The 14,042-nt window shown below is 63.1% G+C and carries 9 protein-coding genes; 4 read left to right on the top strand and 5 right to left on the bottom strand.

Annotated features, from left to right (window positions below):
- Positions 1-318: 318 nt before the first annotated feature.
- Together A3A9_RS0132320 and A3A9_RS0132315 are read left to right on the top strand one after the other, a co-directional pair.
- Positions 319-2,361, top strand: coding sequence for a hydantoinase/oxoprolinase family protein (locus A3A9_RS0132320; RefSeq protein WP_027062308.1), 2,043 nt, complete (start codon positions 319-321; stop codon positions 2,359-2,361).
- 269 nt (positions 2,362-2,630) lie between these two features.
- Entirely contained in the window at positions 2,631-4,802 is a 2,172-nt protein-coding gene (locus tag A3A9_RS0132315; protein ID WP_027062307.1) for a malate synthase G, read from the top strand.
- 453 nt (positions 4,803-5,255) lie between these two features.
- On the opposite strand, the gene A3A9_RS0132300 is transcribed toward A3A9_RS0132315, so the two are convergent.
- Complete coding sequence (locus A3A9_RS0132300; protein WP_027062305.1) at positions 5,256-6,788, bottom strand: YifB family Mg chelatase-like AAA ATPase; 1,533 nt, start codon at positions 6,786-6,788, stop codon at positions 5,256-5,258.
- 253 nt (positions 6,789-7,041) lie between these two features.
- Positions 7,042-7,965 (bottom strand): glycosyltransferase, encoded by a 924-nt coding sequence (locus tag A3A9_RS39985; RefSeq protein WP_051371339.1) that lies wholly within the window; start codon positions 7,963-7,965, stop codon positions 7,042-7,044.
- A gap of 328 nt (positions 7,966-8,293) precedes the next feature.
- Here A3A9_RS39985 and A3A9_RS41970 point away from each other — a divergent pair, with 328 nt between their 5' ends.
- Positions 8,294-9,367 carry a glycosyltransferase family 2 protein gene (locus A3A9_RS41970; RefSeq protein ID WP_161634563.1) on the top strand — a complete coding sequence of 358 codons (1,074 nt, stop codon included), beginning with the start codon at positions 8,294-8,296 and terminating at the stop codon, positions 9,365-9,367.
- Between the two features lie 92 nt (positions 9,368-9,459).
- Here A3A9_RS41970 and gshB read toward each other — a convergent pair whose 3' ends face one another.
- The 3 genes from gshB to A3A9_RS0132275 form a co-directional block, all read right to left on the bottom strand.
- Positions 9,460-10,413 carry a glutathione synthase gene (gene gshB, locus A3A9_RS0132285; protein WP_027062304.1) on the bottom strand — a complete coding sequence of 318 codons (954 nt, stop codon included), beginning with the start codon at positions 10,411-10,413 and terminating at the stop codon, positions 9,460-9,462.
- A 130-nt stretch (positions 10,414-10,543) separates the two neighbouring features.
- Positions 10,544-10,918 (bottom strand): GtrA family protein, encoded by a 375-nt coding sequence (locus A3A9_RS0132280; RefSeq protein ID WP_027062303.1) that lies wholly within the window; start codon positions 10,916-10,918, stop codon positions 10,544-10,546.
- A gap of 3 nt (positions 10,919-10,921) precedes the next feature.
- Entirely contained in the window at positions 10,922-11,923 is a 1,002-nt protein-coding gene (locus A3A9_RS0132275; RefSeq protein ID WP_027062302.1) for a glycosyltransferase, read from the bottom strand.
- Positions 11,924-12,086: 163 nt separating this feature from the next.
- Between A3A9_RS0132275 and A3A9_RS0132270 the strand changes: the two genes are divergently transcribed.
- Complete coding sequence (locus A3A9_RS0132270; protein WP_033838943.1) at positions 12,087-13,880, top strand: hypothetical protein; 1,794 nt, start codon at positions 12,087-12,089, stop codon at positions 13,878-13,880.
- The last annotated feature ends 162 nt before the right edge of the window (positions 13,881-14,042 follow it).

The following is a 14,042-nucleotide window of genomic DNA, read 5'->3' as shown; positions in this document are numbered from 1 at the left end:
CACGAACCTCCCCGCGCAAAGCGCACGAAACTGTTCGCGATGTCTTCGCACACCTGTTCGCGATGTCTCCGGTCCAAACAGGGGGGAGATTTGATGCATCTCAGGTTTCGCCACTCGCCAACGCCGCAGGATCGGCGCCGGTGTCCATACAGCCAATCTCCCCCCTTGGGGGGAGTCCGGCAGGACAGAGAGGGGGGCCTCGCGCCGGCATCTCGGCAGAACCCTCCACCCCGCCCACCCTTTGGCCCATCTGTATCGCCTTTATCCGACAGCCTGTATCGGCTAAGGGGCGTGGCAAGAGAATTCCCGGACCTTTCCATGACCGCCAAGACCAAGCCAAAACCCCTCTTCCTCGGCATCGACACCGGCGGCACCTATACCGATGCCGTGCTGTGGTCCGAGACCGAAGGTCCACAGCAAGGGCCGAACAAGGGCAAGGTGCTGGCCAAGGCCAAGGCGCTGACAACCAGGCATGATCTAGCTGTCGGCATTTCCGGGGCGGTCGATGCGGTGCTTGAAAAGGCCGGCACCGATCCGGCAGCGATCAAACTGGTGTCGATGTCGACGACACTTGCCACCAACGCGCTGGTCGAGGGCCAGGGCGGCCGCGTGGCGCTGGTCATGATCGGCTTTTCCGAAGCCGACCTCGCCCGCGATGGGCTGAAGACCGCACTCGGCACCGATCCGGTGGTGTTTTGCCCAGGCGGCCACGATGTCCACGGCAATGCCGCCAAGCTCGATCTGTCCGGGCTTGAGGCCATCTTGCCGGAGCTCGGCGCTTCGGTGTCCGGCTTTGCCGTCTGCGCCTATTTCGCCACCCGCAATCCGGCGCATGAGATCGCCGCCCGCGAGCTGATCCGCGACAAGACCGGCCTGCCGGTCACGGCAAGCCACGAACTGTCGGCCAAGCTCGGCGGCCCGCGCCGGGCGCTGACGACGCTGCTCAACGCCCGGCTGATCTCGATGATCGACCGGCTGGTGGCGGCAACCGAAGGGTTTCTGGAAGCCCGCAACATCGCTGCCCCCCTTATGGTGGTGCGCGGCGATGGCGCGCTGGTCTCGGCGGCGTTCGCCCGCCAGCGGCCGATCGAGACCATCCTCTCCGGCCCGGCCGCCAGCCTGGTCGGCGCCCGCCACATGACCGGACTCGACAATGCCGTGGTCTCCGACATTGGCGGCACCACCACCGATGTCGCGGTGCTCGACAAGGGTCGGCCGCGGCTTGATCCGGAAGGCGCCACGGTCGGCGGTTTCCGCACCATGGTCGAGGCCGTCGCCATGCGCACCTTTGGCCTCGGTGGCGATTCCGAGGTGGCGCTGGAAGATGGCGCGCTCAACCCGAAGATCCTGCTTGGGCCGCGCCGCCTGGTGCCGCTGGCGCTGGCCGGCATGGCGCATGGTGACGCCGTCAAATCGGAACTCGAACGCCAGCTGCGGGCGCCCAACCCCGGCCGCATGGATGGCCGCTTCGCGGTCCGCACCGGCGTGCCGGATAGGCTCGCCGCCGGGTTGACCGCTCCCGAAGCACGGCTCTACGAGGCGATCGGCGCGACCCCGCTTGCCCTCGACAGGCTGCTGACATCGAACGCCCAGAACGCCACCTTGAACCGGCTGGTCTCGCGCGGGCTGGTGCATATCTCAGGCTTCACCCCGTCGGACGCAGCACACGTGCTGGGCAAGCAGGCCAACTGGGATGCCGCCACCGCGCGCCTTGGCGCCGACCTGTTTGCCCGCAAGCGCGACGGCCGTGGCCAGCCCATTGCGGCGTCGCCGGAGGTGCTCTCGGAGCGGGTGCTGGTGACGCTGACGCGCTGGTCGGCGGAATACATCCTCGAAACGGCTTTCGCCGAGGACGGGCTCGACGGCGCCGCCACCGTGGCGCACGCACTGGTGCAGCGTGCTGTCGACTCCCATCCCGGCATCGCCCGCCTTACCGTCGCGCTCGACCGTCCGGTCATAGGCCTCGGCGCCTCGGCGCCGCTGCACTATGCGGGACTGGCGCCGCTGGTCGGCAATGAGTGCGTGGTGCCGGAGGACACCGATGTCGCCAACGCGCTTGGCGCCGTCGTCGGCCAGGTCAGGGTCTCGGCCGAAGCGCGGGTCAGCCAGCCCAAGGAAGGGCTGTTCCGGCTGGCCTCGGGTGAGACTGTGCGCGATTTCCTCGACGAGGCGGCGGCGATCGCGGCCGCCGAGGCCGATGTGCGGGCGATTGTAGCCCAGCGCGCCCGGGACGCCGGCACCGACAGCGCCGAGATCGACGTGGCGACAGAGTTCAGGGTTTCGACCGTCGAAGCCCAGCGCATGTTCATCGAGGCGCATGTGGTTGCGGTGGCCTCGGGAAGGCCAAGAATTGCGGTGTGAGCGCCCTTTCCTTCTCCCCGTTCACGGGGAGAAGGTGCCCGAAGGGCGGATGAGGGGCAGCGCTGCCGAAACGCGATTTCGCCGTACCGCCATTTCACGTAACTCTGCGCCGCCCCTCATCTGGCTGCCGCCATCTTCTCCCCGTAAACGGGGAGAAGGACGCTCCGTCGCCAACCTTGCCTAAACGTCCCCTTCACCTTAAGCCGAATTGACCCTGTAGACCTGACATGCCAAAGGCCCGCCCGAGCCTTCCGTCTGGAGACAAGCTTATGACCGATCGCATCGAGATCGCCGGATTGCGGATTGCCCGCGAGCTGCATGATTTTGTGGCCAACGAGGCCTTACCCGGCACCGGTATCGAAGCGGAGGCCTTCTGGAACGGCTTCTCGGCCATCGTCCACGACCTCGCCCCGAAGAACCGGGCGCTGCTGGCTAAACGCGACGCCATGCAGGAAAAGCTCGACGGCTGGTATCGCGACAATGGCGCGCCCATCGACATGGAGGCCTACAAGGGCTTCCTCAAGGAGATCGGCTACCTGGTCCCCGAGGGACCGGCCTTCAGCGTGTCGACTGACAATGTCGATCCGGAAATCGCTGTCGTTGCCGGGCCGCAGCTGGTCGTGCCTGTCATGAATGCGCGCTATGCGCTCAATGCCGCCAATGCACGCTGGGGCTCGCTCTATGACGCGCTCTACGGCACCGACGCCATCCCCGAAACGGGCGGCGCGGAAAAGGGCAAGGGCTTCAACCCCGCGCGTGGCGCCAAGGTCGTCGCCTGGACGAAGAGCTTCCTCGACGAGGCCGCACCGCTGACATCAGGCAAATGGGCTGGAGTGAACGGCCTTTCGCTGGCGCACGGCGCGCTGAAGCTCAGCGCCGGGGCCGGTTCGACGACGCTGGCCGACCCCAGGCAATTCGTCGGCTATCGCGGCGACGCCGCCAACCCGGAAGCCGTGCTTCTGGTGAAAAACGGCCTGCATATCGAGATCGTCATCGACCGCGCCAACCAGATCGGCCGCACCGATCCGGCTGGGATCGCCGACGTCATCCTGGAATCGGCGCTGACCACCATCCAGGACTGCGAGGATTCCGTCGCGGCCGTCGATGCCGAGGACAAGGTCGTCGTCTACCGCAACTGGCTCGGCCTGATGAAGGGCGACCTGGCCGAAGAGATCAGCAAGGGCGGCAAGTCTTTTGTCCGCAAGCTCAATCCCGACCGCGCCTACATCGCGCCCGCCGGCGGCCAGCTCATCGTGCCCGGTCGCTCGCTGATGCTGGTCAGGAATGTCGGCCACCTGATGACCAATCCGGCGATCCTGGACCGTGACGGCAACGAAGTGCCCGAAGGCATCATGGACGCGGCGATGACGGCGCTGATCGCGCTGCACGATGTCGGAGCGAAGGGGCGGCGGATGAACTCCCGCGCCGGCTCGATGTATGTGGTGAAGCCGAAGATGCACGGGCCCGAAGAGGTCGCCTTTGCCGTCGAGATCTTCGACCGCGTCGAAGCCCTGCTCGGTATGGCGAAGAACACCATCAAGATGGGCATCATGGATGAGGAGCGGCGCACCACCGTCAACCTCAAGGAGGCGATCCGCGCGGCGAAAGAACGCGTGGTGTTCATCAACACCGGCTTCCTCGACCGCACCGGCGACGAGATCCACACCTCGATGGAAGCCGGCCCGATGATCCGCAAGGGCGATATGAAGCAGGCCGCCTGGATTTCCGCCTATGAGGCCTGGAATGTCGACACCGGGCTCGAATGCGGGCTCGCCGGCCATGCCCAGATCGGCAAGGGCATGTGGGCGATGCCGGATTTGATGGCGGCGATGCTGGAACAGAAGATCGCCCACCCCAAGGCCGGCGCCAACACCGCCTGGGTACCGTCGCCGACAGCGGCGACGCTGCATGCCACGCACTATCACAAGGTCGACGTCCATGCTGTGCAGGCGGCGCTGAAGAGCCGGCCGAAGGCGAAGCTCGACGACATATTGTCGGTGCCGGTGGCCGTGCGGCCGAACTGGACGCCGGACGAAATCCAGCGCGAGCTCGACAACAATGCGCAAGGCATTCTGGGCTATGTCGTGCGCTGGATCGACCAGGGCGTCGGCTGCTCCAAGGTGCCCGACATCAACGATGTCGGCCTGATGGAAGACCGCGCCACGCTGCGTATTTCCTCGCAGCACATCGCCAACTGGCTGCGCCACAAAGTGTGTTCGGAGATCCAGGTGCGCGATTCCCTGCAGCGCATGGCCGCCATCGTCGACCGCCAGAATGTCGGCGATCCGCTCTACCGGCCGATGGCGCCGGATTTCGACACTTCGATCGCCTTCCAGGCCGCTTGCGACCTGGTGTTCAAGGGAACCAGCCAGCCCAACGGTTACACCGAGCCAGTGCTGCACGCGCGGCGGCTGGAGCTGAAGGCGAAGCAGGCGGGATAATAGGCCCGATTCCGCTCAGCCGGCGGCTGACCGTGCGCCCGTCACGACAATTTTCAAACGTCAGTCGATTCCTGTGCCGCAAGCAGAGCTTGAATGTCGGCTTTAATCGCCTTTAGAAGCATCAGCTGCAACAGCGAGAACCGCCTTGGAGCGGCCACCGTAGGTGAGGTGGAACCGGCGTACTTTTTGAACACATTACCGTGCTTGAGTTTCTTTTTCTCTACGTCACTACCCCTGGGAATTCCCCAGCCGGGCGGTCCAAAATCGGGGAGCACGTCAGTGGACAATCGTTTGACGCAGGCATCTCTAATTTTCTAACCAAACGAGCGCCGATTACCTAAATGAGATGTGCACGCGATCTCGGTGGTTGAAAACGGACAAGGACAATGGTCCGTTCTACTGCTCAGCGATGGCAGATCGGCCGCAGGATGCCGAATTGAAACGCGACAGCACCTAAGCCGCCTGCGCCACGCGTTCCGAGCTCATGCGATAGGAGATCGCCTCGGCCAGGTGGATGCGGCCGACGGTTTCGCTGGCGTCGAGATCAGCCAGTGTGCGCGCCACTTTCAGCACACGGTGGTAGGCGCGGGCCGAAAAGGCGAGCTTTTCGCTGGCGTCCCTGAGCAGTGACAGGCCGGCGGCGTCGGGCATGGCGATGTCTTCGATGATAGCTGGCGCGCAATGCGCGTTGGTGGTGGCGCTGGTCACGCCGAGCCGCTCGAAACGCTCGCGTTGGATGGTACGGGCGCGGGCGACGCGTAGCGCCACATCGGCACTCTTTTCCGCCCGGTCGGGCCGTATCAGGTCGCTGGCTGACACCGCCGGCACTTCGATCCTGAGATCAATACGGTCGAGCAGCGGACCGGAGATGCGCGCCTGATAGTCGGTGCGGCAACGATCGCCGCGCAGGCAGCGATAGCCCGGCTCGCCGGCCATGCCGCAGCGGCACGGGTTCATCGCCGCCACCAGCTGGATGCGCGCCGGATAGGTGACGCGGTGGTTGGCGCGCGCGATCATGCAGTCGCCGGTCTCCAGCGGCTGGCGCAGCGCATCGAGCGTCTGCGGCGTGAATTCGGGAAACTCGTCCAGGAACAGCACACCGTGATGCGCCAGCGACACCTCGCCCGGCCGCGCGCGAATGCCGCCGCCGACCATCGCCGCCATCGAGGCCGAATGGTGCGGGGCACGAAACGGCCGCCGGTCTGTCAGCTTGCCTTCGCCGAGTTCGCCCGCCACCGAGGCGATCATCGAGACTTCGAGCAATTCCTTCGGCGCCAGCGGCGGCAGGATCGACGGCAGCCGTTGCGCCAACATGGATTTTCCCGAGCCGGGCGGGCCGATCATCAGCAGATTGTGGCCGCCGGCCGCCGCCACTTCCAGCGCCCGCTTGGCCGTCTCCTGGCCTTTGATGTCGGCGAGGTCGGGCAGGTCGCGTGCCGCGGCATGGATGCCGGCTTCGGGGCGCGACAGCACCTGCGTGCCACGGAAATGGTTGGCGATGGCAATCAGGCTGCGCGGCGCCAATATGTCGAAGTCCTTGCCGGCCCATGCCGCTTCCGGCCCGCAGGCGAACGGACAGATCAGGCCCTTGCCCTCGGCATTGGCGCCGATCGCCGCCGGCAAGGCACCGGCAACCGCTGCAATCGTGCCGTCGAGCGACAATTCGCCCAGCACAACATAGCCAGCCAGCATGTCGCCCGGAATGGCGCCGAGCGCGGCCATCAGGCCAAGCGCGATCGGCAGATCGTAATGGCTGCCTTCCTTGGGCAGGTCGGCGGGCGCCAGATTGACGGTGACTTTCTTCGACGGCATCGACAGGCCGGACGCGTGGAGCGCTGCCTGCACGCGCTCGCGGCTTTCGGCCACCGCCTTGTCGGCCAGGCCGACAATATGCATGTTGACCTTGCCGGGCGCGATCATCACCTGCACGTCGACCGGCACGGCCTCTATGCCCTGGAAAGCGACCGTGCGAACCCGCGCCACCATTTTTGTACCCCGGATATGGGCTTGCCCCAGCCTGTGCGATCAGACCAGGAGCGGCCTCTTCGGGAAGTAATCACGATTTCTTGACCAAATCAAGAACATTACAGGAACGCGCAGCCGTTCTGGTTGCAGCCGCGTTGTACCCGGTTGCAAAAACGGAACATGGTTAAGACAAAATGAAAACGGCTGCTTCCGCTTGCTCTCGACCGCGTCAGGAGGGCGACCCGTTCCTCCGGCAATCCGAGGCTGTTGCCGTCTAAGTGGTTACGAAGGCATCGACCGAACCTGAAAGGGATCGATCGATTGCGATCTGGGGTGGAAGCCACTCCATGACAGGATATCGGAAAGGCCAAGGCATGGCGAGTCGGTGCAAAGAGCCGCTTTCCAGAAAAATCTCATTTACGAGGTCTATGAACCGCCCGCGGTCTTGTTCAACTCGTTTCAAAGTTTGCGAACGAATGTAAGCCCGGGGAATTCGTCGCGCCTTCAGCGCTAAGACGGCCTCCGCGATGGATCGAGGATCGGGTGGAACTGTAAGCGAATAGTCGTCATCCAGATAAAGGTCTCGGCCACCATGGTTCGGCGTCGTGACCACGGGAAGCCCCGCGAGAAGATATTCTGTGCTGGCGAACATTGGTCCCTCCACTTCAGAGAGACAAATTCCCACGGCTGCACGATTTAGATGCGTGTTCACGTGAGCCGGTGCCAATCGGACAGGCTTGCCGGTGCCGTCAAACTCGTTGATAAACACGTGATGCGGCGCGAGTTCCCTGTGCCGATTTATTCTTGCTCTTTCCGAGTCCGTCGTAGAAGACTCGCTTGAACTTCGATAAAAGACAAATGCGCAACGCTGGATGCCAAGCGACAAGTCATGGCGCTTCCACGGAGCCAGTTGCGCATTGTAGATTGCATCAAATTCTACAGGGACGTCATCGAGAGGCCTGAATATGTGTTCGGAGGTTGTTGAAGTCTTGTTGTGCAGGACGGCGGCCTCGCCGGACTGTTTCAACAGATCAGCCTCGGCCTGAGTGTTGGACAGGAAGATCAGCGAGTGACGGGGGTTCCTGAGTCTATGCAGAACGGCATAGGTCCGAATGGTTTTGACGCTAGAACTGGTTTCGATGGACCAGGTTGGCGAGATGAGAAACCAGGCACGGTGGCTGCGTGGAAGGAAAGGCATATGACTTGCTAATCCGAGGGGCGTACCGGACATTCCCGAATAGGATATGAACGGATCGTCCGACAGCAAACTTGCCTGAAGAGCAGGTTGCGATTTCGCGGAAGGGTGCCCTTTTCTGAGGTTACGGCCATGACGTAGTATGGCTCTGACAATCTCGAATTTGGCAGGCGGGCGATACCCGTGCTGTAGAGTCAACATGCGGCAATTGCGATCATGGGTGCGGGAGAAAAACTCGCTTCGACAGAGAGAAATTTGGCAAAGAAGACATCGCCATTTGATCGACGGAATATCTCAGGCGATCAAATTTCGTGTACGGAGAAAACGCCTCTTGAAAGAAAACATCCTCCCAAGCGGGGCTGGCTCTCACATCGCGCTACCAACCGTATCCGTTTGCGTAGGCTGTTTCAATCAAGAGGCATTCATCGACACGGCGATCCGATCCGTAGCGGCGCAGACGTACACTGCGTTCGAGTGCGTCGTGGTCGATGATTTTTCGACCGACGGTTCCCGCCGAAGGATTGAAGAGTGTCTGTCCCAGCTTGGCGACAGTCGTTTCCGCTTTCTGCCCCGGCTGCAAAATGGCGGGCAGTTGGCAACAATGATGACCGGGCTTGACGCGACAGCCGGACCTCTGATCTCCTTTCTTGACGGTGACGATGCTTGGCATCCTGACTTCATAGAATGCCATGCGAGAGCGCATCTCAGCCACACCCGTATCGCGGCGATGTCGAGCTCCGACCAGGTGTTGATAGATGCGGCCGGCAACCTGCTTGCGGGCGGTCACCCCGTATTCCACGTGAATGACCCGCGATCGATGCCGAAAATGAGCGGCTACCTGCATGTCGATACCGAAGCTGACCCAACTTTGCTATTTGTTGATCGGGGTACAGTGGGTTGGTTTTGGTCAACCACATCGGGGATGATGTTTCGTCGAGCTCCGCTTGAAATCATGCGTCCATCTGATCCGGACGAAATAAGGATGTGTGCCGACGATTATGTGGCTCGTGCCGCCCATATGATCGGCGGAACCGTGAGGATTGGGCGGGCTCTTGGCAGTTATCGGCTTCACGGCGGCAATGGCTGGGCGGATGGGCGCGTCCTGGGTGCCGGAGTTGCCATCGGCAGGAGGTCGCCTGATATCGAAATAGCGGTACGGCGGGCACTGGCCAATCGTTGGTGCGAAGTGGCGCCGGGACTGGAGCATTTGATCTCCCGCCACTCAATGCGCAGGACCTTGGTCGACCTGATCGGACTGTCTGCGGCTTTTGAATTGCTGGAAAAGAACCCCGATGCGGGTTTTCTGCTGAAAGACTGGGCAACACCACAGCGAAAATTGCAGACCAGACTTATCGGTCTCCTTCCTCGGAAACTGAGGCCTCGGCGCTTCCGGGACAGAGTTTGATGTGATGAGCCGCTTTCTCGGCAGTCTTACTCGATAAAGAGTTTCTTTCGATGCTTCTCTGGACCCACCAAAGTCCTCCGTAACAACGCATATTACGTGGCCGACTTCCGCCGCTTTTCCTCCACGCAGTCCCAGAACAGGCTGGCGATGTCGGCGCCGCCGAAACGGGCGACTTCGCGCACGCCGGTCGGCGAGGTCACGTTGATCTCGGTCATGAAGTCGCCGATGACGTCGATGCCGACCAGGATGAAGCCGCGTTCTTTCAGCGATGGTCCGATGCGGGCGCAGATTTCGCGCTCCCGCTCGGTCAGCTCGGTTTTCTCGGCGCGGCCGCCGACATGCATGTTGGAGCGGGAATCGTGCTCTGCCGGCACCCGGTTGATGGCGCCGACAGGCTCGCCGTCGATCAGGATGATGCGCTTGTCGCCCTTGCGCACGTCCTTGAGATAGCGCTGCACGATATAGGGCTCGCGAAACAGCTGGCCGAACATTTCGAGCAGCGAGGCGAGGTTGCGGTCGCCCTCGAGTAGATGGAAGACGCCGGCGCCGCCATTGCCGTAGAGCGGCTTGACGATGATGTCGCCGAACTCCTTGCGGAAGGCGGCGACTTCCAGCGGATCCTTGGTGATTAGCGTGTCCGGCATCAAATCGGAAAACTCGGTGACGAAGATCTTTTCCGGGCTGTTGCGCACCCAGGCCGGGTCGTTGACCACCAGCGTTTTCGGATGAATGCGTTCGAGGATATGCGTCGTGGTGATGTAGTTCATGTCGAAGGGCGGATCCTGGCGCAGCAGGACGACGTCCATCTCCGACAGGTCGGTGCGCACCTTGTCGCCCAGCGAATAATGGTTGCCCTTCTCGTCGCGCACCTGCATCTCCTCGATGCGGGCGAACACCTTGCCGTCGCGCAGCGACAGCCGGTCGGGCGTGTAGTGGAACAATTGATGGCCGCGCCGCTGCGCTTCCAGCGAAAGCGCGAACGAAGTGTCGCCGGCGATCGACACGGTGGAGATATGGTCCATCTGGACGGCGATTTTCAGCTTCATGGCGGGTTCCCAGCGCAGTCGACGAGAGCGATATAAGGGTCGCGGCGCCTTCTGCCAATCGGGCCAGCAGCCTTTCCTTTTATGCATGTCGTTGCCCCAAAACCGGGAAGCCACTTTTGGGCGACATGCATCAACGGTCGAAGACCAGCCGTGAGTAACCGAGGAAAGACAGCGTCATGGCGACCAGGGAGGCGACGGCAAGGGCAGCCAGCGGCGGTGCCTCCGGCAGCGCAAGCAGGATAGCCGAATAGACGAGATAGTTGACGATGCTGGTGGCGATGCCGACGCCGCCATAGCGGGCGCCTTCCCTTGCCACGCCACGGCGCGACGGCGAGAAGGTCAGATGCCGGTTGAGCTGCCAGGTGACGCAGAGTGCGAAGCCTATCGACAGCACGCGGGCGGTGAACGGCCCGAGCGGCGTGACGGCGAGCAGCAGCCAGAGTGCTGCCGCATCAGTAACGAAACCGATACCGCCGGCGAAGACAAAGCGGACGAGCCGTTGCATCGTTCAGGCCGCGCGCGGCGTCTTGCCCGGCTGCGGCTTTTGCACCACTTCGCTAGCGCGCCGCTCGACCCGACCCGAAGGCATCGAGAGATAAAAGATACGCTTCTGTTCGGCGCGGCCACGCGAGACGGAATCGAGGATCAGCCCGGTCACCGCCGCCAGCATCGACAAGAGCAGCAGGCCGACCGACAGCACCCAGGTCGGCATGCGCGGCACGAGGCCGGTTTCGGCGAACTCGACCAGAACCGGCGCCATCAGCAACAGGCTGGAAGTCAGGAAGAACAGCGAAAAGGCGCCGAAGAAGCGCAGCGGCTGCGTCTCCTTCATCAGCATGGCGAACATCCAGAGAATTTTCGCGCCGTCGCGGAAGGTCGACAGCTTTGACGACGATCCCTCCGGCCGGCGGCCATAGTCGAGCGCGATTTCGCTGACCGGCAATTTGAGCTGCGAGGCGTGCACCGACATTTCGGTCTCGATCTCGAAGCCGCCGGAGACGGCAGGAAAGCTCTTGACGAAACGCCTGGTGAAGACGCGGTAGCCGGAGAAGATGTCGGTGAAATCGCTGCCGAACAGCCATTTGTAGAGGCTGTTGAAGACGCGGTTGCCGAAAGCATGGCCGGCCCTGCCGGCATCGTCGGTGACGCCGCGCCTGGTGCCCACCACCATGTCGGAGCGCTCGGTCACAAGCGTGTTGATCAGCTGCGGCGCGTCCTCGGGCGCATAGGTGCCGTCGCCATCGGCCATCAGATAGATGTCGGCGTCGATGTCGGCAAACATGCGCCGCACCACATTGCCCTTGCCCTGGCGCGGCTCGCGAACCACGATGGCGCCGGCCGCCCGGGCGCGCAGCGCCGTCAGGTCCTTCGAATTGTTGTCATAGACATAGATGGTCGCCGCAGGCAGCGTTTCGCGGAACCGCCGCACCACTTCGGCGATGGTCAGCTCCTCATTGTAGCAAGGCAGGAGCACGGCGATGACGGGTTCATGTCTGATGTATTGCGGCATTTTCGTCTCCGAATGCCTTGTCGACCACAGGTCGCACGCCGGAAACCGGCCCCGTTCAGGCGGTTTTACTATTTATTGAAGCCGTTAAGGCTAGGTTTAAGACCGACTTCATGAGTGCCGATTGGTCTGATAAGGCCCGGCATTCCCGCCAAGGGCGATCGGGATGGGCACAGCAAGGGGAACTTCCTCAGGGAAGTCCGATATCGCGTTCGCGCTGCTTGCCGCTTTGGTACTGTTGGCTCTCAATGCCCATGCCGGGTTCCCGCAACTGGCCAATCCGGCTGGTGACAATGACAGCCTGCTGGAACTGGTCCAAGTCCGCGACCTCATGGGCGGCCAGGGCTGGTTCGACTTGCACCAGTACCGGATGGGGCTGGAGGGCGGCTTCATCATGCACTGGTCGCGGCTGCTCGACGCGCCGCTGGCGCTGAGCATCCTTGCCGTGTCGGCACTCACCGGCAGCACCGCCTTGGCCGAACAAATCGTGCAGATACTCTGGCCCGCCTTGCAATTCTGGCTTGCGATGTTCTTCATCATCCGCGCCGCACGCGCTTTCGCCGGCGCACACGCGGTGCTGCCCGCTGCCGTCGTTGGTGGCGCGGCCCTGTACTACATCGGCATTTTCTCCCCCGGCGCGCTCGATCATCACAATGTCCAGCTGATGCTGACGCTGGCGAGCCTCGCTCTGCTGCTCGAGGCACCTACGTCCCGGTGGGCTGCCTTCGTCGCGGGCATCTGCGCCACGCTGACGCTCGCCATCGGCATGGAAAGCGCTCCCTATGCCGGGACCCTCGGCGCCGTCGTCGCGCTGTTGTTTCTCGCGAGGGGTGACGGCGAAAGGCTGATCGCCAGGGATTTCGGCCTCGGCGTCGCCGGCGTTTCGGCCGTCGTCTTCGTCACCACCGTCCCGGTGTCATCCTGGGGCCAAGCCCAGTGCGACACGTTCTCGATCGTGCAGTTCGCCGTCGCCGGGCTGGCCGGCGCTGGACTGGCGATCATCACTTCATGGAAAGCCGCCAACGCAACGGCCACCCGGCGCGTGATCTCGCTTGGCGTGCTTGCCGCGGCACTCGCTCTCGTCGTGGTGCTGCTGTTCCCGCAATGCCTGGCGGCGCCCTATGCCCATCTCGACCCGCGTCTGCAGCAGATGTGGCTCGGCTATATCGAGGAGGCGCAGTCTATCGTCCAGCTCGTCTCCGATGACCCGGCTAGGGCGGTGGCGCGCTTTGCCACGCCATTGGTGGCGATCATCCTGATGGCGCTTCACTTCAGCCATGGCGGCTGGCGGCGGCAGGACAGCCTCGTCGGCGCGCTGCTGGTGGTGGCGGTCCTGGTCAGCGCCTGGGAAGTGCGCGGCTCGACCTTCTCGATCGCCTTTGCCGTGATCCCGCTTTCGGCCTGGATCGCCAAATGGCGGCAGCGGGCCGAGACCAGCCCGTCCAGCGGTTCGGTGCTCAGGATGGCCGCAGCCTGGCTGATTTCGGTCAATGCAATCTGGTCGGGCGCCGCGGAGGCCGCATCGAACGCTTTCGAGGCCGGCGCACCTGTCCAGAACGCCAGCATCGATGCGCCGTGCAACAGCAAGGCGTCATTCGCGGCACTCGGCCGGATGGCCCCCACCACGGTGCTTGCCATCTCAAATCTTGGCTCGCCCATCCTCGCCTTCACCGGTCATCGCGTCTTCGCCGGGCCCTACCATCGCAACGTCGCCGGAAACCTGCTGGTGTTCGATGCCTTGCTGGGTTCGGCCGCCGATGCGAAAGCCATCGTCGAAAGCCACCATGTCGGCCTTATCGCGCTCTGCCGCGACAATCCGGAAAGCCAGCTGTTCGCGGCCAAGGCACCGGACGGTTTCCTCGCCGGGCTGATGCGCGGCAACGTGCCGGATTGGCTGGAGCCGGTGACGGAGACCCGTGGCGCCCCGCTCGAGCTCTATCGCGTCAAGTCCAGCGGCTGAATATCTGCGCGAAGACAAAGGCTTGATGCAGGTTTTCGGCGGGCGTCCCGAGAGCATCTGACTTGCAGCCAAGCATGGTTTTTTTGCAAACCGGATACCATTCTCCGGGATGATGATTTAGCTGCGAAAAATCGATTTTCGGGATACGTTTCCTAAAGGGTT

It is taken from the genome of Mesorhizobium loti CJ3sym (genome assembly GCF_000472785.1).
GTDB lineage: Bacteria > Pseudomonadota > Alphaproteobacteria > Rhizobiales > Rhizobiaceae > Mesorhizobium > Mesorhizobium loti_E.
Note: the sequence above shows the minus strand (reverse complement) of the source record. Positions and strands in the feature narration are given on the sequence as shown.

Excerpts from the sequence above, each read along its gene's own strand:
- A3A9_RS0132315 (WP_027062307.1), top strand. The coding sequence starts at position 2,631 with ATGACCGATCGCATCGAGATCGCCGGATTGCGGATTGCCCGCGAGCTG.
- A3A9_RS0132320 (WP_027062308.1), top strand. The coding sequence starts at position 319 with ATGACCGCCAAGACCAAGCCAAAACCCCTCTTCCTCGGCATCGACACC.
- A3A9_RS0132275 (WP_027062302.1), bottom strand. The coding sequence starts at position 11,923 with ATGCCGCAATACATCAGACATGAACCCGTCATCGCCGTGCTCCTGCCT.
- A3A9_RS0132280 (WP_027062303.1), bottom strand. The coding sequence starts at position 10,918 with ATGCAACGGCTCGTCCGCTTTGTCTTCGCCGGCGGTATCGGTTTCGTT.
- A3A9_RS0132300 (WP_027062305.1), bottom strand. The coding sequence starts at position 6,788 with ATGGTGGCGCGGGTTCGCACGGTCGCTTTCCAGGGCATAGAGGCCGTG.
- A3A9_RS39985 (WP_051371339.1), bottom strand. The coding sequence starts at position 7,965 with ATGCCTTTCCTTCCACGCAGCCACCGTGCCTGGTTTCTCATCTCGCCA.
- gshB (WP_027062304.1), bottom strand. The coding sequence starts at position 10,413 with ATGAAGCTGAAAATCGCCGTCCAGATGGACCATATCTCCACCGTGTCG.
- A3A9_RS0132270 (WP_033838943.1), top strand. The coding sequence starts at position 12,087 with ATGGGCACAGCAAGGGGAACTTCCTCAGGGAAGTCCGATATCGCGTTC.